The sequence below is a fragment of the Corynebacterium sp. HMSC062E11 genome (assembly GCF_001811845.1).
In the GTDB taxonomy this organism is placed as follows: Bacteria; Actinomycetota; Actinomycetes; order Mycobacteriales; family Mycobacteriaceae; genus Corynebacterium; species Corynebacterium hesseae.
Window position 1 is genome coordinate 286,456 of the sequence record NZ_KV806774.1, and the last position, 22,175, is coordinate 308,630.

At 60.8% G+C, this 22,175-nt stretch carries 22 protein-coding genes; 17 read left to right on the plus strand and 5 right to left on the minus strand.

Features of this window, described 5'->3' with window-relative positions:
- Positions 1 to 29 precede the first annotated feature (29 nt).
- The gene (gene glgX / locus HMPREF2822_RS01280) at positions 30 to 2,225 is read right to left on the minus strand and encodes a glycogen debranching protein GlgX (RefSeq protein ID WP_070519926.1); all 2,196 of its coding nucleotides are present in this window, start codon (positions 2,223 to 2,225) and stop codon (positions 30 to 32) included.
- 20 nt (positions 2,226 to 2,245) lie between these two features.
- Positions 2,246 to 2,836: a TetR family transcriptional regulator gene (locus tag HMPREF2822_RS01285; RefSeq protein ID WP_070519928.1), complete on the minus strand. Its 591-nt coding sequence runs from the start codon at positions 2,834 to 2,836 to the stop codon at positions 2,246 to 2,248.
- A 176-nt stretch (positions 2,837 to 3,012) separates the two neighbouring features.
- Here HMPREF2822_RS01285 and HMPREF2822_RS01290 point away from each other — a divergent pair, with 176 nt between their 5' ends.
- Both HMPREF2822_RS01290 and HMPREF2822_RS01295 read left to right on the plus strand, forming a co-directional pair.
- A complete protein-coding gene (locus tag HMPREF2822_RS01290; RefSeq protein ID WP_070519931.1) occupies positions 3,013 to 3,750 on the plus strand; it encodes a hypothetical protein in 738 nt (245 codons plus the stop codon).
- 149 nt (positions 3,751 to 3,899) lie between these two features.
- Entirely contained in the window at positions 3,900 to 4,301 is a 402-nt protein-coding gene (locus HMPREF2822_RS01295; RefSeq protein ID WP_227485693.1) for a hypothetical protein, read from the plus strand.
- On the opposite strand, the gene HMPREF2822_RS01300 is transcribed toward HMPREF2822_RS01295, so the two are convergent.
- Positions 4,298 to 5,221 (minus strand): YbjN domain-containing protein, encoded by a 924-nt coding sequence (locus HMPREF2822_RS01300; protein WP_070519932.1) that lies wholly within the window; start codon positions 5,219 to 5,221, stop codon positions 4,298 to 4,300. The two genes, HMPREF2822_RS01295 and HMPREF2822_RS01300, sit on opposite strands and share 4 nt — an antisense overlap.
- A gap of 152 nt (positions 5,222 to 5,373) precedes the next feature.
- Here HMPREF2822_RS01300 and hisD point away from each other — a divergent pair, with 152 nt between their 5' ends.
- The 14 genes from hisD to pyk all read left to right on the plus strand — a co-directional run bounded on the left by hisD (position 5,374) and on the right by pyk (position 17,819).
- Positions 5,374 to 6,723, plus strand: a complete 1,350-nt coding sequence (gene hisD / locus HMPREF2822_RS01305) for a histidinol dehydrogenase (RefSeq protein ID WP_070519934.1) — start codon at positions 5,374 to 5,376, stop codon at positions 6,721 to 6,723.
- A 3-nt stretch (positions 6,724 to 6,726) separates the two neighbouring features.
- Positions 6,727 to 7,830: a histidinol-phosphate transaminase gene (locus HMPREF2822_RS01310; RefSeq protein WP_070519936.1), complete on the plus strand. Its 1,104-nt coding sequence runs from the start codon at positions 6,727 to 6,729 to the stop codon at positions 7,828 to 7,830.
- A 56-nt stretch (positions 7,831 to 7,886) separates the two neighbouring features.
- Positions 7,887 to 8,519, plus strand: a complete 633-nt coding sequence (gene hisB, locus HMPREF2822_RS01315) for an imidazoleglycerol-phosphate dehydratase HisB (protein WP_070519938.1) — start codon at positions 7,887 to 7,889, stop codon at positions 8,517 to 8,519.
- Between the two features lie 6 nt (positions 8,520 to 8,525).
- Positions 8,526 to 8,708, plus strand: coding sequence for a hypothetical protein (locus HMPREF2822_RS01320; protein WP_070519941.1), 183 nt, complete (start codon positions 8,526 to 8,528; stop codon positions 8,706 to 8,708).
- Positions 8,709 to 8,758: 50 nt separating this feature from the next.
- Positions 8,759 to 9,979: an MFS transporter gene (locus HMPREF2822_RS01325; RefSeq protein ID WP_070520166.1), complete on the plus strand. Its 1,221-nt coding sequence runs from the start codon at positions 8,759 to 8,761 to the stop codon at positions 9,977 to 9,979.
- Positions 9,976 to 10,611 (plus strand): imidazole glycerol phosphate synthase subunit HisH, encoded by a 636-nt coding sequence (gene hisH / locus HMPREF2822_RS01330; RefSeq protein ID WP_070519943.1) that lies wholly within the window; start codon positions 9,976 to 9,978, stop codon positions 10,609 to 10,611. The genes HMPREF2822_RS01325 and hisH overlap by 4 nt, the downstream gene beginning before the upstream one ends.
- A 30-nt stretch (positions 10,612 to 10,641) precedes the next feature.
- On the plus strand, positions 10,642 to 11,424 hold the full coding sequence (gene priA / locus HMPREF2822_RS01335; RefSeq protein ID WP_070519945.1) for a bifunctional 1-(5-phosphoribosyl)-5-((5-phosphoribosylamino)methylideneamino)imidazole-4-carboxamide isomerase/phosphoribosylanthranilate isomerase PriA: 783 nt from the start codon (positions 10,642 to 10,644) through the stop codon (positions 11,422 to 11,424).
- Positions 11,425 to 11,428: 4 nt separating this feature from the next.
- Complete coding sequence (locus HMPREF2822_RS01340) at positions 11,429 to 12,232, plus strand: inositol monophosphatase family protein (RefSeq protein WP_070519947.1); 804 nt, start codon at positions 11,429 to 11,431, stop codon at positions 12,230 to 12,232.
- 129 nt (positions 12,233 to 12,361) lie between these two features.
- Entirely contained in the window at positions 12,362 to 13,126 is a 765-nt protein-coding gene (gene hisF / locus HMPREF2822_RS01345; protein WP_070519949.1) for an imidazole glycerol phosphate synthase subunit HisF, read from the plus strand.
- A gap of 53 nt (positions 13,127 to 13,179) precedes the next feature.
- On the plus strand, positions 13,180 to 13,524 hold the full coding sequence (hisI, locus tag HMPREF2822_RS01350; protein WP_154736475.1) for a phosphoribosyl-AMP cyclohydrolase: 345 nt from the start codon (positions 13,180 to 13,182) through the stop codon (positions 13,522 to 13,524).
- On the plus strand, positions 13,517 to 14,146 hold the full coding sequence (locus tag HMPREF2822_RS01355) for a TIGR02234 family membrane protein (protein WP_185963198.1): 630 nt from the start codon (positions 13,517 to 13,519) through the stop codon (positions 14,144 to 14,146). Before hisI ends, HMPREF2822_RS01355 begins: the two co-directional genes overlap by 8 nt.
- 172 nt (positions 14,147 to 14,318) lie before the next feature.
- Entirely contained in the window at positions 14,319 to 15,146 is an 828-nt protein-coding gene (locus HMPREF2822_RS01360; RefSeq protein ID WP_070519958.1) for an indole-3-glycerol phosphate synthase TrpC, read from the plus strand.
- Positions 15,147 to 15,187: 41 nt separating this feature from the next.
- Positions 15,188 to 16,093 carry a prolipoprotein diacylglyceryl transferase gene (gene lgt, locus HMPREF2822_RS01365; RefSeq protein ID WP_070519960.1) on the plus strand — a complete coding sequence of 302 codons (906 nt, stop codon included), beginning with the start codon at positions 15,188 to 15,190 and terminating at the stop codon, positions 16,091 to 16,093.
- 304 nt (positions 16,094 to 16,397) lie between these two features.
- Positions 16,398 to 17,819 (plus strand): pyruvate kinase, encoded by a 1,422-nt coding sequence (gene pyk / locus HMPREF2822_RS01370; RefSeq protein ID WP_070520168.1) that lies wholly within the window; start codon positions 16,398 to 16,400, stop codon positions 17,817 to 17,819.
- A gap of 159 nt (positions 17,820 to 17,978) precedes the next feature.
- On the opposite strand, the gene HMPREF2822_RS01375 is transcribed toward pyk, so the two are convergent.
- Both HMPREF2822_RS01375 and HMPREF2822_RS01380 read right to left on the minus strand, forming a co-directional pair.
- Positions 17,979 to 20,369, minus strand: a complete 2,391-nt coding sequence (locus HMPREF2822_RS01375) for a glycogen/starch/alpha-glucan phosphorylase (RefSeq protein WP_070519963.1) — start codon at positions 20,367 to 20,369, stop codon at positions 17,979 to 17,981.
- 142 nt (positions 20,370 to 20,511) lie between these two features.
- Positions 20,512 to 21,720: an amidohydrolase gene (locus HMPREF2822_RS01380; RefSeq protein WP_070519965.1), complete on the minus strand. Its 1,209-nt coding sequence runs from the start codon at positions 21,718 to 21,720 to the stop codon at positions 20,512 to 20,514.
- 36 nt (positions 21,721 to 21,756) lie between these two features.
- Between HMPREF2822_RS01380 and HMPREF2822_RS01385 the strand changes: the two genes are divergently transcribed.
- Positions 21,757 to 22,155 carry a hypothetical protein gene (locus HMPREF2822_RS01385; protein WP_070519967.1) on the plus strand — a complete coding sequence of 133 codons (399 nt, stop codon included), beginning with the start codon at positions 21,757 to 21,759 and terminating at the stop codon, positions 22,153 to 22,155.
- The last annotated feature ends 20 nt before the right edge of the window (positions 22,156 to 22,175 follow it).

The following is a 22,175-nucleotide window of genomic DNA, read 5'->3' on the forward strand; positions in this document are numbered from 1 at the left end:
CTTCAGCTGCTTCTTGCCGAAGCAACCGATTATGCAGGTTCGTCGTTGTCGTCGAAGACTGGGGGCTCGGTCTGGCGCAAAATCAGCGTGGAGCGCGGCTGCACCATGATGGTTCCTTCGGCAGAGATCAGCTTTTCCTCGTCCGGGTATCCGCCGGAATCAGAAGTATCGACGATGAGCCGCCAGCTAGCGCCCAAGTCCTTCTTCGGCAGGGTGAACTCAATGTCCTCGTGGTGGGCGTTGAAAATCATGATGAAGGAATCATCCGTGATGCGTTCGCCGCGGGCCGTCGTTTCCGTGATGGCGTTGCCATTGAGGTAGACCATGAGGGCCTTGCCGAATTCAAAATCCCAGTCCTCAGAGGTCATCAGCTTGCCGGAGGGCACGAGCCATGCAATATCGCGGTCTTTCACCTCAGAACCAAAGGGGCCACCGGCCAAGAAACGCTGGCGACGGAACACCGGGTGGTTCTTGCGGATGTTAATCAGGCGCTTAGTAAAACCGTGCATGGCGATGTTCTTTTCCTGCTCCAACATCGACCAATCGATCCAGGAAATCTCGTTGTCCTGGCAGTACACGTTGTTGTTGCCGCCCTGGGTGCGGCCTAGTTCATCGCCGTGACACAGCATCGGGGTGCCCTGGGAGAGCAGAAGGGTAGTGAGGAAGTTGCGGACCTGGCGGCGGCGAAGCTTCTTAATTTCTTCGTCGTCAGTCGGGCCCTCCACGCCGTGGTTCCACGAGCGGTTGTGGGATTCACCGTCGCGGTTGTCCTCCCCGTTGTCCGCATTGTGCTTTTCGTTGTAGGACACCAAATCACGCAGCGTGAAGCCGTCGTGAGCGGTGATGAAGTTAATGGATGCGGTGGGGCGGCGGCCGTTGTTGGCATACAAGTCGGAAGAGCCGGTCAAGCGTGAGGCAAACTCACCCATCTTCGACGGTTCCCCGCGCCAGAAATCACGGACGGTATCGCGGTACTTACCGTTCCATTCGCTCCAAATGGGCGGGAAGTTACCAACCTGGTAGCCGTTATGGCCCACGTCCCAGGGCTCGGCGATGAGCTTGACCTTGGAGACCACCGGGTCCTGCTGCACCAGATCGAAGAAGGTGGCGAGCTTGTCGACGTCATCCAGCTCGCGCGCCAGAGTAGACGCGAGATCGAAACGGAAGCCATCCACGCGCATCTCCGTCACCCAATAACGCAGCGAATCCATAATCAGCTGGAGGGAGTGCGGGTGGCGGACATTGAGGGAGTTACCGGTGCCGGTGTAGTCCATGTAGTGCTCGGGATTGTCATCGACCAAGCGGTAGTAGGCATGGTTATCAATACCGCGGAAGGCAATGGTTGGCCCCATGTGGTTGCCTTCGGCGGTGTGGTTGTAGACGACATCGAGGATGATCTCAATCCCTGCCTCGTGGTAAGCGCGAACCATAGCCTTGAACTCAGCCACTGCCTCGCCTGGCTTCTTGGCGTAGGCGTAGTCCGCATGCGGAGCGAAGAAGCCGAAGGTGTTATAGCCCCAGTAGTTGCGCAGGTCCAGCTGGCGCAGACGATCATCCTGGAGGAACTGGTGGACCGGCAGCAGCTCGACGGCCGTCACACCCAAGTCCTTGAAGTAGTTGATGATCGCCGGGTGCGCCATGCCGGCGTAGGTGCCGCGCAGCTCCTCTGGCACATCCGGGTGTGTCATCGTCATGCCCTTGACGTGGGCTTCGTAGATGATGGTTTCGTTATCCGGGGTATGCGGCCGGTTGTCGCCGTGCCACTCGAAGAAGGGGTTGATGACCACCGACAGCATCGTGTGGCCCAAGGAATCATCCTCGTTGCGCCCGGTACCGGGCTCTTCAGCGAAGATATCGTAGGAGTACAGCGAGGCATCGCCGTCAAAATCACCGTCGAAGGCGCGGGCATAAGGATCGACAAGTAGCTTCGAGGGATCGCAGCGCAGGCCGTGCTCCGGTTCATAAGGGCCGTGGATGCGGTAACCGTAGCGCTGTCCGGGGCTGACGTTGGGGAGGTAGGCGTGCCAGACATGGGCGGTGACTTCAGTCAACTCAATGCGCTCTTCGCTGCCATCGTGGTCGATGAGGCAGAGCTCAACCTTTTCCGCGATTTCGGAAAAGATAGCAAAATTAGTTCCGGCTCCATCGAAGGTGGAGCCGAGCGGGGAGGGGGAACCAGGCCACACCTGGCGAGATGGCGTTAGATCAGCACGGGTCTCAGTCATGAGGCTCAGCTTAGTCAATTCTATTCGCAGCGATCGGTTCGCAGTGACTTTAAACCGGCAACCATGAGTTCCGCGGCACGCACAGAGGTGGCGTCCACGGGCGCGGTGCTTGAGATACTTGGAGAGGGAAAGACCGTGCTTGGCGACGCCTCGCTGGACGACGCCCCACTGAGCTGCTCGCGGGATTGCTCCATGAAAGTAGCGCCCAGTGTGTAGTGGATCAGCGTGCGGGCGGCGACGGCACTATCTTCCTTCGATGCATCGGGGGCTTCTTTCTGCAGTGCCGTAGTGAATAGCTCTTCTAAGTCAGCGCTGACTGAAGACTCTGGGAAAGCGGCGCCAGCAATGGCTACCTCGGCGCCATCGCGCCAGCGGCGCAGCTCCCGGTGTAGCGAGCTGACCAACTCCGCCGTGGTTTCACCCGCGACGGGGGAGAGGATCTCAGCGGTCATGGCGGCGATGAGCGATTGCTTGTTAGCTACATGCCAGTACAAGGCGCCGGGGGCCACGTCGAGGTTGGTAGCGACGCGACGCATGGTGACGTCGGCAAGCCCGTAGCGGGTCAAGAGTTCGAGGGCAGTGGAAACGATAGCGTCGCGAGATAGATGCACACGACCAACTCTACGCGGCGCAAGAAACCCCTAGTGGGGCTCACAGGAAGCTTCAAGGTGTAAAATATGATTTCTTCAAACAGCCCTTGTTAGGGTTGTCGGAGATGCCCAAGAGCAACCACCACGCCTAGCGTGGATTCACCTATCGCTCTCTATTTAATTTGAGGAGTTATCCCTTGTCCTTTTTGACACCTGCCAAGAAGTCCCTCATCGCTGTTGCACTCGTTGCACCGCTTTCCTTGGCTGCTTGTGGTTCCGATGACGAGAACGCAGGCGACACCGCTTCCTCTGCGGCAAAGACCACCACGACGACGAAGTCCAAGGAAAAGACGTCTGAGAAGAAGACGGAAGAGAAGACTTCTGAGGATAAGAAGGAGGGGGAAGAGAATAAGGACGGCGAGAGCGCTGCTCCGAAGCCGGAGGGAGAGAACCCTGAGGGCGGCGACCAGGCCGTGGCCAACCCCTTCGAAGAGGGCGCGGACCCGTTCCAGAACATGCCAAAGGTTGAACCGGTTCAGGGCGAGGCCGCAAGCCAGGAGGATATCGACGGTATCAACACCCTGGTACGTGGCATGTATGAGCAGCAGACCATGCGCTCCTTTGTGAAGTACCTTCCGGAACACACCTGCGCGGCCGTGCGTAATGATCCAAACTCCGGCCTCGACCAGGTGGACTACAACCAGGTCCCGGATGTGCCGATGAACCAGCTCAAGGACATGATGGCCGCAGCTGGCCAGGACACCTCCCAGATGGAGGGCTTCGACTGGTCCAAGACCGGCGTTGAGTCCATCAATGATGTCGTGGTTAACGGCGATGACGCCTCCGCGACCGTGAACGTCAACACCAGCCAGGGCATGGATAGCTCCACCATGCGCTTCAAGCGCGAGAATGGTAACTGGACCTTCTGCGGCTAGAGATTATCGTGCCTGCACTGCGTGCACCTAGCTTTCATATACCCCGCGCCATTGGATTCGGCGCGGGGTTGCTCGCGTTAGCGCTCCTTGGTTTCTCCGCTGTTGGCGCTGTCTGGGGGCTGTGGCGGCCTACTCTGGAGGGCCATCGCATGGAGGATGGCGGCTATGTCCTGCGCAACGTTGCCGACGTGCAATTCGATTCTTATATCACCTTCGTGCTGATCACCGGAGTCCTCGGTATGGCCTTGGGAGCAATCGCCCACCGTTGGGGAGAGCGCTACCGTGGCGTCGGTGTGCTGCTGTGGGTGGCGCTGGCGGCTTTGGCCGGTGCGGCGTCCTTCTATGTCTTCGGTGGGGCGACGGCCACTGATGTTCCGGAGAACCCCGGGGAATTCGTGGAGTTCGTGCCGAAGTTTTCGCCCGGCATCGCGTGGCTTGTGGGACCATTTATGGCCATGTTTGTCTACTGGTCCGCGCTGTTCTTTGAGCCGCCCAGCGTGGCGCTCGAAAGTGAAACGGAAGAAAATGAGGCAGCGGTCGACGTGCGCTAGGGCCACGCGACGGGGGAGGAGCCCACGGCATCGCGTGAAATGTCGTCGATGCCGTGGAGGACGTGCTTGATGCCGCGGCCGAGGGCGGTTATCAGTTGGGCGTCGGAAAGCCCGGCGCCCGTCATGACCGCGTAATCAATGCGCACCTGCAGCCCGTCAACGTTGGAGTGGCAGAAGGCCGAGGCCGAGTGATTGTTCCGGTTCCAATCATTGCAAATGAGGAAGATCTTGGAGAACTCGCTGCCCTGTAGGTTCGGGTCCCAATGGCCTTTGATGATGAGGCTTGGGCCGGAGTCAATGGCGAAGGCAAAGAGGACGTCATTGATCCAGGCATAAACTGCTTCATCGCCATCTGATTGGAAGCGCGAAATTCCCAGAGCGGGTAAGAGAGCTTCGAGGCGGGCCGTATCGACGCTGGCGACGGGGCCGTCGAGTTCTGTCTGTTCTTCCGGGACTGCCGGGCGGGGAAGCGTGAGAACGGGGAAATGTTTAGCCAGTTCTTCGAGGCAGGCCGCGGCGTTGTGGAGCGCTGGCACTACCGAAGCGGAGAGTTGGGCGCTCGTGGGTTTCTGGTGCACCACGAGGAAGGAGTGACCCCACACTTCGACTTCGGTAGGGGAGGAATAGTTGAGCACGAGGTGCGGCGAGAGGCAGTCGTGGTTCCAGTCGTTGACGAACTCGCTGAGACTGGGGATATCGCCGAAACCAAGAATGCCATGGTGGGTGGTGTAGAAACGCAGGATCGGCTCGCCCTCAGTGTCCATGAAAGCGCGGGTTTCCCCGAGTGGCGAGTGCGGGAAGAGGAGTTCGTGTGCGGTTACCCGTATGCAGTCAAGGTTTTCCCGGCGCGTGAGGCGTTCGACGCGGGCGAGCAGGTCTGACGGGGACTGGCGGTCCAGGCCGTCGGCGCCGTTGCTCATTTCGCCACCTCCCTCTACCGATTCGGGATGCCGGAATGTGTTACTAGTGGCACATTCTATAACCCGCACCTGCCGGTTCGCTGGCTTTTCGGTCCGGGTATAGTAATGGGAAGGTATAGAAACCACTGCATATTATAAAAAGAGGTCCCAGCATGCTACGAACCATCGACCTGCGTGGAGAGGCACTTACTACCTCCCGTTTGCGCCGAGTATTGCCGCGAGGGGGCACGGACGTGTCCTCGGTGATGGGCACTGTTATCCCCATGGTGGAGAAGGTCCGTGACGGCGGAGCGGCGGCCGCCCTCGACTTCGGCGAAAAATTTGACGGCATTCGCCCGGCCGCGGTGCGAGTTCCTCAGGAGGAGCTAAAGAAAGCAGTCGATGAGCTGGACCCGAAAGTGCGGGCAGCCATCGAGGAATCCATCGCGCGCGTGCGTGCTGTCCACGCTGACCAGAGGCCGGATTCGCACACGACCACCCTGGCGCCGGGGGCAACGGTCACCGAGGTCTTTCACCCCATCGAGCGGGTGGGGCTGTATGTCCCAGGCGGCAAGGCGGTGTATCCGTCTTCCGTCATTATGAACGCCGTCCCCGCCCAGGAAGCGGGCGCTGAGGCGATGGTCGTGGCCTCCCCACCACAGAAGGAGTTTGGTGGTCTGCCGCACCCGACTGTCTTGGCAACGTGTCACATGCTCGGCGTGGACGAGGTGTGGGCAGTAGGCGGCGGGCAAGCCATTGCCCTTCTGGCCTATGGCGATGATGAACCGGTTACCGGTGAGGAAGCACTGGAGCCTGTCGATATCATTACCGGTCCAGGCAACGTGTTTGTTGCCGCTGCTAAACGCGCAGTGCAGGGCGTGGTGGGCATTGATGCGGAGGCCGGGCCCACGGAGATCGCCATTTTGGCAGACGATAGCGCCAACCCCGTCTACGTGGCCTATGACCTCATCTCCCAGGCAGAGCATGATCCCATGGCTGCTTCCGTGCTCATTACTGATTCAGAGGAGTTTGCCGCCGCCGTGAACGCGGAGGTAGCGCAGCGTTATACCGCCACCGCCAATGCCGAACGCGCCGCCGAGGCGCTGCGCGGTGAGCAGTCGGGCATTGTCGTGGTTGAGGACCTTGAGGCGGGAATCGCCGTCGCGGATGCCTATGCCGCCGAGCACTTGGAGGTGCACACGATAAACGCCCGGGCAGTTGCGGAGCGCATCCGCCACGCCGGTGCCATCTTCGTTGGCGACTATTCGCCCGTACCTCTTGGTGATTACACCGCGGGTTCCAACCACGTTTTGCCAACCTCTGGAACCGCGCGGTTTAGCGCCGGCTTGTCGACGCACACCTTCCTTCGCCCAGTAAACCTCATCGAGTATGACCGCGCGGCACTCGGCGAGGTAGCGGAGAACGTTATCGCCTTCGCCACCGCGGAGGCGCTGCCCGCCCACGGTGAAGCAATCGCCGCACGATTCGCCGAAGACACAGATGCCCAGAAAGGAGAGGCTTAAACCATGGCTGAGCTGAAGGATCTTCCCCTGCGTGAAGAATTGCGTGGCTCCAGTGCCTATGGTGCCCCGCAGCTGACGGTAACCAACCAACTCAACACCAACGAAAATCCTTATCCGCCGTCGGAGGCGCTGGTGAAGGACATGGTGGAGGCCGTCGAGAAGCACGCACGCCAACTCAACCGCTACCCGGAGCGCGATGCCGTCGAGCTGCGCACGGCGCTGGCGGAATACGTCAGCGAGCAGACCGGTGTCACCGTGGGCGTGGAGAACGTGTGGGCAGCCAACGGTTCCAATGAGGTGCTCCAGCAGCTGCTGCAGGCCTTCGGTGGGCCGGGCCGCAGCGCGCTGGGATTTACGCCGAGCTACTCCATGCATCCGATTCTGTGCGCAGGCACGCAGACCGAATTCATTTCCTGCCCGCGCGATGAGGACTTCCGCATCGATGAGGAGGCGGCTCTGGGGGCCGTCGCCAAGCACAGCCCCGACGTCGTCTTCATCACCACCCCGAACAACCCCACCGGTGATGTCACCCCGATCGAACTAGTGGAGAAGATCGTGCAGGCCGCGCCGGGCATCGTCATCGTGGACGAGGCCTACATGGAATTCTCGCCCTCGCCGTCAGCTACAACACTGCTGGCGAAGTACCCGACCAAGCTCGTGGTCTCGCGCACGATGTCCAAGGCCTTCGATTTCGCCGGCGGGCGCTTGGGTTACTTTGTGGCGGATCCCGCCTTCGTGGAAGCCGTGATGCTCGTCCGCTTGCCCTATCACCTCTCCGTTTTATCCCAGATCGCGGCCACCGTGGCTCTTGCTCACAAGGAGGAGACCTTGGGTACCGTGGCGAAGCTTTCGGCGGAGCGGGATCGGGTTGTCGCACGGCTCCAGGAGCTTGGCTATTACGTTGTGCCGAGCGAATCCAACTTCGTCTCCTTTGGGCGCTTTGCCGACCAACACGTGGTGTGGCAGGGATTCCTCGACCGCGATGTGCTGATCCGAGACAACGGCGTACCGGGTCTCCTGCGCGCCACGATTGGGCTGCCCGAAGAGAATGACGCCTTCCTTTCGGCCGCGGCGGACTTGGCAGATACAGTAGAGATGACTAACTGAGAACTGAAACTTGAGCCCAGGAAAAGGCTCATGATGAAAAGAAGGAGCGTGGGACAATGAGCGCTGGTGAAGCTACACGCCACGACTTAGGCGACCGCATTGGCCGCGCAGAGCGCGTGACTGGGGAGACAAAGATCTCCGTCGAAATCAACCTCGATGGCACCGGCCAGGCGGATATTTCAACGGGGCTGCCGTTCTTTGACCACATGCTCAACGCTGTGTGTACCCACGGCTCCTTCGACCTTAAGGTCCATGCCGAGGGTGATATCGATATCGATGCCCACCACACAGTGGAGGACACCGCGATTGTGCTAGGCCGCGCTTTCCTCGAAGCACTGGGGGATAAGTCCGGCATCCGCCGTTTCGGCTCCCAGCTTCTGCCCATGGATGAAACGCTGGTGGAGGCCGTCGTTGACATTTCTGGGCGGCCCTACTTTGTCATGAATGGCGAGCCGGAGAACTTGGAGTGGCAGGTTATCGGCGGGCACTACGCCACGGTGATCAACCGGCACTTCTTCGAAACCTTTGCCACACACTCGGCGACGACTCTGCACGTCAACGTGCGCTATGGGCGCGATCCGCACCACATCACGGAAGCCGAGTACAAGGCAGTGGCCCGCGCCCTGCGCCAGGCAACCGAGCGGGATCCGCGAGTAACCGGAGTTCCTTCGACGAAGGGAGCACTCTAAGACGCTATGAATGTCATGGTTCTCATTCTCTTTCTCGTCGCCGGTCTGCTCGTCGGCGGCGCGTGGGCGGCGTATCAGAACGGTTCAGTATTGCTGACTGTGGTCGCGGGCGCGCTCGCGGCGGTCGCCGTGGCCGCCGCGTTGGTCTGGTTCCTCGACATCTTTTCGGCAGGATTGGCGGCAAAGTGACAGATAACGCCCCTCAGAGTGTGTGGAAGGTTGCCGGCTTCAAGGAAACCATGATCGCGGTGGTTTCCGCCTTCGGCGCGTGGTCAGTCTTGCTACCCGTGGTGCCGTTGGCTGTGTTGGATTCCGGCGGATCGGCCACGCTGGCTGGCGCCACAACCGGCGTGTTCATGCTGGCCACCGTGCTTACCCAAATGGCGACTCCGATGCTGCTGCGCATCTTTGGCTACCGGCCGATCATGGCGGCGTCGGCGCTGCTCTTGGGCGTGCCGGCGTTGGGCCACATGCTGGGCGACGCCGCCCCAATCGCCCTAGGCTTTTCCGCACTGCGCGGTATTGGCTTTGGTGCCCTGACGGTGTCGGAAAACGCGCTCATCGCGGAAATCACGCCGCGGCGCTTGTTGGGCAAGGCCACTGGAATCTTCGGCCTTTTTATCGGCGCGGCACAGATGGCCTTCCTGCCCGTCGGCCTTGCCGTCGCCGCAGCGTACAACTATAACGTGGTGTACCTCTTGGCCGCCGGCCTCGGCCTTCTGGGTTTCTTCACCTGCATCCTCGTACCGCAGATCAAGGCTGCCCCGGTGGGAATGCCGGACCCATCGGATACCACTCCGCGTGCTCCAATGTGGAAGCTTGTGCTCGTGCCGGCACTGGCGTTGATGAGCTTCTCCGTGAGCTACGGCGTGGCCTCGAATTTCATTTCGCCGGCCGTGCGCGAATTGGATCCTGAACGCGGCGCGGTTTTGGGCGGCTTCATGCTGTCCGTGATTGGTGGCGCGGGCATGATTGCGCGCTACGTCGCCGGTGTCGTGGCGGACCGGGTGGGCAAGCCCGGCACACTCATGATTCCGGCCCAGGCTTCCTCGGTCGTGGGTGTGGGACTCATCGCCGCCGTGCTGTGGCAAGAGTGGTCGGTATGGCTGCTCGTGTTCGGTACGGTCATCTACGGTGCCGGCTTCGGCATCGTTCAAAACGAGGCGCTGCTGTCGATGTTTGACCGCCTCCCACGCGAGCGGCTCTCCGAGGGTTCTGCGGTGTGGAACATCTTCTACGACGGTGGTACTGGCCTTGGTTCGACGGTCCTTGGCGCCGTCGTGGCGATGTCAGGATACAAAGGCGCTTTTGCCGCAGGTGCCGCCATCATTGCAGTGGGCTTGCTCATGACGGCTGCTGACCTAGCTTTGGGTAAGACTCGCGTGAGCGAACTTAATGACATCCAAACGCGCTTGCGCAGGATTAGAAGGCCGAGGAGGCCCGGAAAGGAGCCACGATGAGCTCACACGACGTAGTTGTCCTTGATTATGGTGCCGGCAACCTCCGCTCGGCTTTGCGCGCACTTGAGCGGGTCGGTGCCACCGTGACGGTGACCGCAGACCCGAAGCTAGCGGTGGAAGCCGATGGCCTGTTGGTGCCCGGCGTAGGCGCCTTCGCTGCCTGCATGGAAGGCCTGCGCGCAGCCCAGGGGCCTCGGATCATTGGTCAACGCTTAGCTGGCGGCCGCCCAGTTCTCGGTATCTGCGTAGGAATGCAGATTCTCTTTGAGTCCGGTACAGAACACGGCGTTTATACGGAAGGCTGTGGTGAGTGGCCGGGGGAGGTGACCCGCTTGCAGTCGCCGGTTCTGCCCCACATGGGCTGGAACACCGTTGAGCTTCCCGACGATAGCCTTATGTTCCATGGCGTGAGCGCGCAGGATCGCTTCTACTTCGTGCACTCCTATGCCGCGCGGAGCTGGGAGCTCGAGACTGAAATCACTGAGCCGCCGAAGGTGGCGTGGTCCGAATATGGCGGTGACCGTTTTGTCGCCGCGGTAGAAAACGGTGCGCTATGGGCCACGCAATTTCATCCGGAGAAGTCGGGTGACGTCGGCTCGCAGCTGCTAAAGAACTGGATTGGAACGCTTTAAAGAGCCCACTCGAAAGGTAGACTACCCACCATGAGCTTTACACTGTTGCCCGCGGTTGATGTCGTCGACGGTCAGGCGGTTCGCCTTGATCAGGGAGAGGCCGGAACTGAAAAGCCCTATGGCTCGCCGCGTGAGGCCGCCCTTAAGTGGCAGGCCCAAGGCGCGCAGTGGCTGCACGCAGTAGATCTGGACGCAGCCTTTGGCCGCGGCTCCAACCACGAGCTGCTCGCTGAGATCACCACGAGCGTGGACCTTAACGTGGAGCTGACCGGAGGTATCCGGGATGATGACTCCTTGGCCCGTGCACTCGCCACCGGAGCCCGCCGCGTCAATATTGGTACCGCGGCTTTGGAGAACCCCGAATGGATTGCCAAGGTCTTGGCAGAGCATGGTGACCGCATCGCGGTCGATCTCGCAGTCCGGATGGTGGACGGCGAGTGGCGCACGCGCGGTAACGGCTGGGTTTCCGATGGTGGCGACCTCTGGGAGGTGCTCGAGCGCCTTGACGCCGCTGGTTGCACTCGCTTCGTGGTGACGGACGTGTCCAAGGACGGGACGCTGCAAGGCCCCAACATCGAACTGCTGCGTGAGGTTGCGGCCGCCACGGAGGCAAAGGTAACAGCCTCCGGTGGGATTTCCACCCTTGATGATCTGCGTGAATTGGCCCTCTACGAAAATGAGGGAATTGATTCCGCCATCATCGGCAAGGCTCTCTATGAGGAGCGCTTCACACTGGAGGAGGCGCTCGCGGCGGTTGCGGAAGTTACGCCGTTGCCGGGTGAAGAATACATTGACCCGATCGAGGAGAGGTAGGCCAATGGCCCCGATGTCAGGAACCTCCGCGTCGGATCCGCGCGAACTCGTGGCCTTTGCAGAAGCAGCGGTGGACCAGGTTGATGATCTCTTCCGCCGGGGCCTCGGTGCAGCGCCCGCGCGTTTCAAGGGCGAAGGGGACTTTGCCACCGAGGTGGATTTGCTGATTGAACAGCAGCTGCGACTGACGCTGAACCAGCTCACCGGTATCCCGGTACTCGGTGAAGAATCAGGCGGCAGCCTTGAAGAGACGGTGTGGGTTGTGGATCCCGTGGACGGAACCGCGAACTACTCAGCCGGGAATCCATGCTGCGGCATTCTTGTCACGCTTATCCACGAAGCAAAGCCGGTTGTTGCAGTAGCGGATTTCCCCCTGCTACACCGCCGCGTCGTTGCGGCGCAGGGCATGCAGCTGCGAACCAGCGGCGGCCCCTCCTCTGGATTCGGTGGTGGCGAAGATGCCCAGGGATTCGACGAGGCTCGTGGCCACGTGGGCTGCTCCTCGCACCTGCCTACGGGCCTGTTCAATGATCTCCGGGAGACCGGGCTGCGTCCCCGCATGACCGGGTCCGTGGGTCTGGATAATGCATTTGTGGCTCAAGGCGTGTTTGACGGCGCGGTGAATTTCTCGCCGCACCCGTGGGATAACGCGGCGGGTGCTCTCATGATCAAGGCTGCCGGTGGCCGCGTGAGTGATCCAGAAGGCAACGAGTGGACCGCGCATTCACAGGGATTCGTGGGCGGTACCCCGCAGGTGCATGCCACGATCTTGGATGCCATCGCCCGAAACCCCCGCGGAAGCCGTTGATACGCGTTTGGCTTGCCTAGGACGCTAGCGCTCGTCGCTGGCGCCGCATACCGGACTTGAATTACATCAATCGGCAGTTCGATTCGAGCTGCCTTTCATTTCGCTTTGAGCTTTAGGAGGATTGTCACCATGGCTCTTGCCGTGCGAGTGATCCCGTGCCTTGACGTTGATAATGGCCGCGTGGTCAAAGGCATTAACTTTGAAAACTTGCGTGATGCCGGCGACCCAGTTGAGTTGGCCGCCCATTACGACCGCGTGGGTGCTGATGAGCTGACTTTTCTCGATGTGTCAGCGTCGAAGGACGGCCGCGGTACCATGCTTGACGTCGTACGCCGCACCGCCGATCAGGTCTTTATCCCGCTGACCGTTGGCGGTGGAGTGCGGTCTGTCGACGACGTCCGTGAACTGCTGCGTGCCGGCGCCGATAAGGTCTCCGTCAACTCCTCTGCCATCGCGCGCCCGGAGCTACTGCGTGAGCTTGCGGATGTGTTTGGCTCGCAGTGCATCGTGTTGTCGGTGGATGCGCGCCGTGCTGCAGATTTCCCTAGCGGATTCGAGGTCACCACGCATGGCGGAACGCGTTCTGCGGGCCTCGATGCCGTGGAATGGGCCAAGCGCGGTGAGGAATTGGGTGTCGGCGAAGTCTTGCTGAACTCCATGGACGGCGACGGAACCAAGGCGGGCTTTGATATCGAATTGATCGAGGCAGTGCGCGAGAAAGTTTCCGTTCCGATCATCGCCTCCGGCGGTGCGGGAAAGGCCGAGGACTTCCCACCGGCTGTCGACGCTGGGGCAGATGCGGTGCTGGCCGCCAGCATTTTCCACTTCGGAGAAGTGGAGATCTCTGAGGTCAAGCAGGCGCTAGCCGCGGCAGGCAAGGAGGTGCGACGGTGACGAGGAACAGTGACAACCCCACCACCGACCCAACGGCTGTCGGGGCTTATGAGCTGAGTGATGAGATTGCTCAGCAACTTAAGCGCAACGAGGCGGGGCTTGTTCCAGCCATCGTGCAGTCGGAGCGCGGTGAGGTGCTCATGTTGGCGTGGATGGATGACCATGCCTTGGCCTACACGTTGGCGACGCGCCGCGGAACCTACTATTCACGTTCCCGCCGCGAGTATTGGATCAAAGGCCTAACATCCGGCAACACCCAAGAAGTGGTCGGCGCGCGCTTGGATTGCGATGGTGACACCATCCTGCTCACCGTTCGTCAGCGCGGCGGGGCATGCCATACCGGTGACCGGACCTGTTTCGATGCACGTGATCTCTTAGGGGAGGAGAATGATGGCTAAGCGCATTGGACCCCTGTTGATGTTTGTCGGTGCCATCCTATTGTGGCTGTCTTCCCGCATGACGTGGGTAAAGGCTGCGGTTGAGGATGATAAGGCCGGCTCCAGCGTTGCGGAGCTATCGGGTTCCTTGTGGTCCCTCGAGCTCATCGCGTTGAGCGTTGTGGTCCTCGCTGGCGGTGTTGCGGCCTTCGCGCTACGGCGCACCGGCCGCCGAATCGTATCTGGCCTCACAGCACTTGCCGCGGCGGCTGCGGGATGGCGGCCTGTTGCGTTGCTGACCGCCGGCCCGGAGGCGGAGCGCGCCGAGGAACTGCTGCAGGGAGGCACGAATGATACCTCCGTGGAGTCCACGACCATTTCTGACTGGGCCACGGTGCTCTCCGCGGATGCCTCGACTGCCGGCCCTGTCCTCGCCCTCGTCGGCGCTGCACTCGCGCTCTTTGGTGCGGTCATGGTGGCCAGCAATCCGGGAGGCGATAAGCCCCGCTCCGCCAAATATGAGACACCAGCTGTACGGCAGGAGCGCCTGCAGGAAGATCTAGAAACCTCCCAGGATTCTGGCCGCGTGATGTGGGACGCTTTGGACGCCGATATCGACCCCACAGATCCTCGCACCACCTAGGGGAGGTGGCGGCACGAGCCACCGGCTCGTCTCATCTCCACCACGGGGTGTTGCGCTGATAGAAGGGGACCCCGGATTTCTGGTTGGAGGTAAGAGCGCGCTAGCCTAAGTGTGATCTCGAACTCCATCCTGTTTCTTTCATTGAGTTTCCTTCGGGGAAGGGAGGTGCTCCATGCCTACCCCGATTGCCGTCGATCACCTCGTGGCCGGCGTACTAGCTGATGTCGCCGCGCGGGAGGCCCGCGTTCCCTTCAAGGAAGTAAAGGCGCGTTCCCGAGACATGGATGCCCCGCGCGATGCTGCACAGGCTTTGCTGCGTCCGGGATGCTCTATCATTACCGAAATAAAGCGTGCCGTACCTTATGGCGGTGAAATTGCGCATTTGGAGAGCCCGCAGTCCGTGGCAGCGTTGGCGCATAGCCTGGAGGAAGCCGGAGTGCATGTGATGGCGTGTCAAACGGATCGCCGCCGCTTCCACGGTTCCCTCGAAGACATGCGGGCGGCCCGGTCCGCCGTTGACATACCGATGCTATGCCGCGACACCATCGTCGACCCCTATCAGATCCATGAGGCGCGGTGCTATGGGGCGGATGCGATTCCCCTGCAAGTGGAGCTGCTCGACCAGGCTCGCCTCGAGTCTCTCCTAGACCGCGTGGAATCTCTCGGCATGACCGCCATCCTGGAAGTTCGTACGTGCGCTGAGGTGGATCGCGTCATTAAGGCAGGGGGAACTGTCGTGGCGATCAACGCGTGGTCTTTGGCCTCCGATGCTATTAATCGGGAGGCCTTTTCTACTATTTCGCCGGGTCTTCCTGAGAGCATGACGCGCATCGCGGTGGGTGGGGTCAATAGCCCGCGAAACGTGTTGTCTTATGCTTCTCAGGGCGCTGATGCCATCTTGGTCGGTGAGTCCATCATGGCTGCCCAAGACCCCATGGCCTTGGCGCGTTCTTTGGTGGCTACCGGCCAGCATCCGGCGTGCCCTTCGCGCAGGACCTAGACGCGTTGTAGTGGGCGTTATTTTCAGGCACACTGTTTCCCGTGCAAATTTACAATCTCGCCAACATTCCCTCTCCGCCGCAAGGCGTGTGGCATCTAGGTCCGGTCCCAATTCGCGCTTATGCCATGTGCATCATCGTCGGCATCCTCGTTGCGATGTGGATGACGCTGCGCCGCTATACTGCCCGCGGTGGAAACCCGGATGTGGTGTGGGATGCGGCCTTGGTGGTGATACCGGCCGGAATTATTGGTGGGCGCCTCTACCACGTGATTACGGATAACGAAAAGTACTTCTGTTCCACGTGCAATCCAGTTGATGCGCTGAAGATTACCAACGGCGGCCTCGGCATTTGGGGCGCAGTGGCGCTGGGCGCAATAGCGGTGTGGATCATGTTCAAGGTTAAAGGCATCCCATTGGGGCCATTTGCGGACGCCGTCGCGCCCGGACTTGTCTTGGCCCAAGCTATCGGGCGCTTGGGTAATTGGTTCAATCAGGAGCTCTACGGCCGTGAAACCACGGTTCCGTGGGCCTTGGACATCTACTACCGAGTAAATGACAGCGGCGCGTACGCACCAATCAGCGGACGCTCGACCGGGGAAGTAGCGACCTCAGTGCATCCGACCTTCCTCTATGAACTGCTGTGGAATGTGGCGGTGTGTGTGTTCCTGCTGTGGGCGCACAAGGCGTTCAAACTCGGCCATGGGCGTGTGTTCGCGCTGTACGTTGCCGGATACACGGCGGGGCGGTTCGTTGTAGAAAACATGCGCGCTGATGAGGCCACGCACATCTTCGGGTTGCGCGTCAACGTCATCGTTTCGGTGGTCTGCTTCGTTGTTGCGCTCATCGTGTACTTCCGGTTGCCACGTGGGCAGGAGTCACCGGAGGAAGTGGATCCCGCTCGTTCCGCGGAAGTTGAGAAGAATGGTGGCTCCGCAGGCTTTAATTAGGTACGGCTTTCGTAGCGTCTGCCTGTTTTAGGCGCTGAAAACAGAAAAAGTAGCCGGGATCACACACGGTGTTTTTGAGCTCTTATTCGGAAGCCTGAGGTTCCGAATGATGAGTACGAAATGCCCAGATGTGCCCGGGTATTCCCGTTTGTTGCCGAATATTTGGGGCTTTGCTCAGTCCTGGAGAGCACTCGGGACGAGGCTTGAAAACGCGCTATGAGCGTCATTCGTAGTGGCCGAGACCAGTAAACCGGGGTAGTTTGGGAACCGTTAGAAGCTCCCGATGTGAGTAAGGCATTCCATGTTGGATAGAAGAACCAAAATCGTTTGTACGTTGGGTCCCGCGGTAGCAAGCAAGGAAGGAATCCTTGGCCTCGTTGAAGCGGGCATGGACGTGGCGCGTCTGAACATGTCTCACGGCGAGCACGCGGATCATGAAGCGAACTATCGCTGGGTCCGCGAGGCCACCGATGAGACCGGCCACGCCGTCGGTGTGTTGGCGGACTTGCAGGGTCCGAAGATCCGTCTGGGTCGCTTCATCAACGGTGAAGAGATGTGGAAGGACGGCGAGATCGTCCGCATCACTGTTGAGGACGTGGAAGGCACGCACGACCGCGTGTCCACCACATACAAGAACCTGGCGAAGGACGCGAAGCCGGGTGACCGCCTGCTTATCGACGATGGCAAGGTCGCCGTCGTGTGCAAGGAAGTCGATGGCAACGACGTCGTCTGTGAGGTCACCGAAGGCGGTCCGGTCTCGAACAACAAGGGCGTGTCCCTGCCGGGCATGGACATTTCCGTCCCGGCCCTGTCGGAAAAGGACATCGCAGATCTCCGCTTCGCCTTGAAGCTTGGTGTCGACCTGATTGCTCTGTCCTTCGTGCGTTCCCCGGCCGACGTGGACAAGGTCCACGAGATTATGGATGAGGAAGGCCGCCGCGTTCCGGTCATCGCCAAGCTGGAGAAGCCGGAAGCTGTCGATGCCCTCGAGTCCATCGTGCTGGCATTCGATGCCATCATGATTGCCCGCGGTGACCTCGGCGTCGAGGTGCCGCTGGAGCAGGTTCCGCTGTTCCAGAAGCGCGCCATCCAGATTGCGCGTGAGAACGCCAAGCCGGTAATCGTGGCAACACAGATGCTCGATTCCATGATTTCCAATCTGCGGCCGACCCGCGCGGAGGCGTCCGACGTTGCCAACGCAGTGCTCGACGGCGCCGATGCAGTCATGCTCTCCGGCGAGACGTCCGTGGGCATCGACCCACAGAATGTCGTGCGCACCATGTCCAAGATCGTCGCGAATGCCGAGCAGGGTGGCCGCGTTCCTCCGCTGACGCACGTTCCGCGCACCAAGCGCGGTGTCGTGTCCTACTCCGCACGCGATATCGCTGAGCGCCTTAACGCGAAGGCAATCGTGGCGTTCACCACCTCCGGTGATACCGCAAAGCGCGTGGCTCGTTTGCACTCGCCGCTGCCGCTGCTTGCCTTTACCCCGCATCCGGCCGTGCGCTCGCAGTTGGCTTTGACCTGGGGCGCCGAGACCTTCCTGAGTGAATCGGTGGAGTCCACCGATAACATGATGGAAGCCATCGATGAGGCGCTGCTGGGGATGGATAAGTACAAGGAAGGCGACATGATCGTCGTCATCGCCGGTACGCCTCCTGGAATCTCCGGTAACACCAACATGATTCAGGTCCACGAGCTGGGTCAGACGCTGCGCGATAAGTAGGGCTCTCGCGCAGTAAGGCAACGCCGCCTCACTCGGCCTCTTTCCCGCAATGGCGGAAGGGGGTAATTGAGTGGGGCGGCGCTTTTGCCTTGAAGGAGTCTTGAAGGACTACCCATCTAAGGGTTAATAGGCACTAGCGCGCCTATTAACCCCGTCTACCTAGACGTTGGCGATGGGAGTCGGGGCCAGCTTCCACACCTCGTTGGCGTAGTCGGCGATTGTGCGGTCGGAGGAGAAGCGGCCGGAGTAGCAGATATTAAGCCATGCCTTCTTGGCCCATGCCAGCTCATCAGCGTCATAGTCGGCTGCCATGCGGTCGCGGGTCTCGCGGTAGTCGGCAAAGTCCCCAAGAACGTAGTAGGTGTCCTGGGCGTGCTCGCCAAATCCATCGAGTAACGAGGAGCGAAGATCCCCAAACATGCCCGCATTTTCAGAGCCCAGCGTGCCATCGGTGAAGGCGTCGAGGACGCGTGCCAAGCCCGGAACCGTGTTGTAGAGCTCACCCGGGTTGTACTCGGCGCGCAGCTGCGGGATCTCCTCGTTGCGGGCACCGAAGATGTAGGCGTTTTCTTCGCCCACTGCCTCGACGATCTCCACGTTGGCGCCGTCCATGGTGCCCAAGGTCAGGGCACCGTTCATCATGAACTTCATGTTGGAGGTACCGGAGGCTTCCTTGCCAGCGACGGAAATCTGCTCGGAGACGTCAGCGGCCGGGATGATGTGCTCGGCGGGGGAGACGTTGTAGTTCTCAACGAAGACCACGTTGAGTACGTCCTTGGTGGCTGGGTCGTTGTTGACCAAGTCACCGATGGCGTTGATGAGCTTGATGATGGCCTTGGCGCGGACATAGCCCGGGGCGGCCTTCGCGCCGAAGATGAAGGTGCGCTTCGGGACGGTCTCGCCGTCGACCTTGATGCGGAAGTACAGGTCCAGGATGTAGAGTGCGTTCATCAGCTGGCGCTTGTACTCGTGCAGGCGCTTAATCTGGACGTCGAAGATGGAATCCGGGTCTACGGATGCGCCTTGGTGCGCGTCAATCCAGGCGGCGAAATCCTGCTTGTTGGCGCGCTTGATATTGATGAGTTGGCGCAGTACCTTCTCATCCTCAGCCAAAGGAGCCAGCTTCGCCAGCTCGGTCAGATCGGTGACCCAGGCATCGGAGCCAGCTTGTTCTGTGAGCAGGTCGGACAGGCGCGGGTTGCACATGCGCAGCCAGCGGCGCGGGGTCACACCGTTGGTCTTGTTGTTGAACTTCTCCGGCCACAGCTCGTGCCACTCGGAGAGCGTGTCCGCCTTGATGATTTCGGTGTGCAGGGCGGCGACGCCGTTGATGGAGTACGCGGCATAGCAGGCGATCCACGCCATGTGCACGTGGCCATCGGATACCGGGGCCATGTAGTCGATGCGGCCCTGATCCAATCCGCGTTGGGCCATGTCCTCGCGGAAGCGGCGGTCGATCTCTTCCACCAGTTCCCAGATGCGCCAGAACAGCTTCTGGAAGATGGACACTTCCCAGCTCTCTAGGGCCTCAGCCAGCACCGTGTGGTTGGTGTAGGCGAAGGTTTCGGTGACGACCTTCCATGCGTCATCCCAGCCCATCCCGTGTTCGTCGAGAAGCAGGCGGAGCAATTCCGGGATGGCCAGCACCGGGTGGGTGTCATTGAGCTGGATGCAGTTGTACTCAGCGAAGCCGGTGAGGTCCTCGCCGTGGTGCTCGATGTAGTTATCGATCATCTGCTGCAGCGAGGCCGATACGAAGAAGTACTGCTGACGGACGCGCAGGACCTTGCCCTCGTAGGTGGTGTCGTTGGGGTAGAGCACGCGGCAGATGTCCATGACGCGCTCGCGCTCCACGATGGCCTCGGTGAAGCGCTGCGAGTTGAAAGCATCGTAATCGAATTCATCGATGGGTTCGGACTTCCACAGGCGCAGGGTGCCCACGTTATCGGTGCCATAACCGGTGATCGGCATGTCATAGGGGATGGCGCGCACGTCCATGTCGTCGAAGTGGACTAGGCGCTGCTCGGAAGCGCGGCGAATGATGAAGTCGTAGCCGTTTTCCATCCATGCATCCGGCTCCTCGCGCTGGAAACCGTTGTCGAAGGACTGGCGGAACAAGCCATAGCGGTACAAGAGACCATAGCCGGTCACCGGGTAGTCCTGGGTGACGGCGGAGTCGAGGAAGCAGGCGGCGAGGCGGCCCAAGCCGCCGTTGCCGAGTGCGGCATCGTGCTCGGCTTCGAGGACATCAGCCAACTCGTGGCCCGCAGCCTTAGTAGCGGCGCGGGCCTCATCGACGAGACCGACGTTGGTGAGGTTGTTGAGCAGGGCACGACCCTGCAGGAACTCAGCGGAGAAGTAGTGCTGCTGACGAGTGGCAGCGTAGGCGCTGCGGGTGGCCTCCCAATTGTCTGCAATCTGCTCCATCACCGAGGAAGACAGACCGGACCAAAACTTGCGGTCGGTCGCACGAGAGGGGGAGACGCCGGCTGCGGCGCGAACGTGTCCAGGAACTGCGGATTGGAAATCGGAGTGCTGGGGTTGACTCATGAGAATCCCTTCACTTGAGGCATATAAATGCGGAAAAAATACCAACTCCCAAGCTTAACCAGTTCTGTATGCACCTGCAGACCAGGACACTGACCAACGTTTCACGCAGACCGTGATGCCGAGTGGCGTTGGGCACAGAGGCTTAGCGTCCAAGGAAAGACAGAACGGCGGCGGCCCCAGCGCGAGTGGCCGAGCGCATCGTGGGCTCATAGTCCGGTAGGAAGGTGGCCTGGTGGTTAACGGGCGGGTTGTCGAGGAGGTTTTCCGGTGTGGAGCCGATGAACCAGAAGTAATAAGGCACGCCCCAGGCCTGCGGGAGATAGCAAAAGTCCTCGGAGACGGTGGAGGGCGCGGCGGTGACGGAGAGCTTGCCGAAGACCTCGTCGAAGGCGGCGCGAACAGCCTGGTGGGTGGCAGCGTCGTTATCGGTGACCTCGCCGTGAGCGAAGTATTCGAAGGTCGGTGCTGCCGGGCACCCGGACGCCTCGCATTCGGCGCGCACCATGCGCTCGAGGGAGGCGTAGACGCGCTCGGCCAATTCCGGTTTGTAATAACGCGTGTTGAGCACTAGCTCGGCGCCACCTGGAATGATGTTGTTCTTATCACCCGAATGTAGCTCGCCCACCGAGATGACGAAGAAGTCATGGGGAGGAACTTCGCGGCCGACGATGGCCTGCAGACGCGTGACCACCATGGCGGCCACATAGGAGGGGTCGATGGCTTCGTGCGGCATGGAGGCGTGCGCCGAGCGCCCCGTGATGCGAATGCGAAGGGAGTCGCAGCCGGCCAGGATGGGGCCGGCGGTGGATTGGACTTGCCCGGCGGGGCCCGGCATGACGTGCTGGCCGAAGCACACATCCGGTGCAGGGACGCGCTCGGTGAGCCCGTCGGCGATCATGTATTTGGCACCCATGGACGATTCTTCGGCGGGCTGGAACAGTGCTAGGAAGGTGCCGCGCCAGGTGTTGCGGTGGGCGTCGAGAATCGCGCACGCGCCGAGCAACGCGGTGGCGTGCACATCGTGCCCGCAGGCATGCATCGCGCCGTTGGTCGAGGCGAAGAGGACGCCGGTTTCCTCGGCTACAGGGAGAGCATCGAAATCCGCCCGCATCAGCGCGGTGGGGCCATCCCCATTGCGGAAGATAGCGACGATACCGTGTCCGCCGATGCCGGTGACGAGTTCACAATCGTAGTTTTCTAGTTGTTCCAGAATCCGCCCGGCGGTGCGTTCCTCCTCATGGGAGAGCTCAGGGTGGGCATGCAGATCCTCGTAGAAGGTCCGTTGCCAGCTGAGATCGACGGAATCGTCCACTAAGAGCTCGGTCAGACGGGAAAGTGTGGGATCTGCCATAGTTACTGTCCTCCAAGTTTGGGTAGGGTTACCTACATGCCATTGATTCACTTTGATGTTCTGGTGCCGGATGCCCAAGCCGAGCGTGTGGCCGAAATCTTTAGTACTGCCACCCACAAGCTGGTGGACAATAACTCGCTGGCCTCTGCTGAGGTTACTCGCGTGCACGAGCCCGCACTCCCGGCGGGGCTGGAAGAGCAGCTGCGCCAGACCTACCGGGAGGAGCACGAAGAACGTGACCTCGAAGACGCAAATGTTTACCGCTACGCCATCGACGTCGATGGCGTGAAGGGGTCCGTTAACCAGCTGACCATGGTCCTCGCGCGCCTGTTAACTCCGCATTCGGTCTTGCCGAAGGATCACGTGTTGCTGGAGGATGAGCTCGCCCACGAGCGCCCGGCCATCTTCCCGTGGGCGGTGCAGGTAACCCCTTAGTCCTGCAGAGAAGGTTTAGC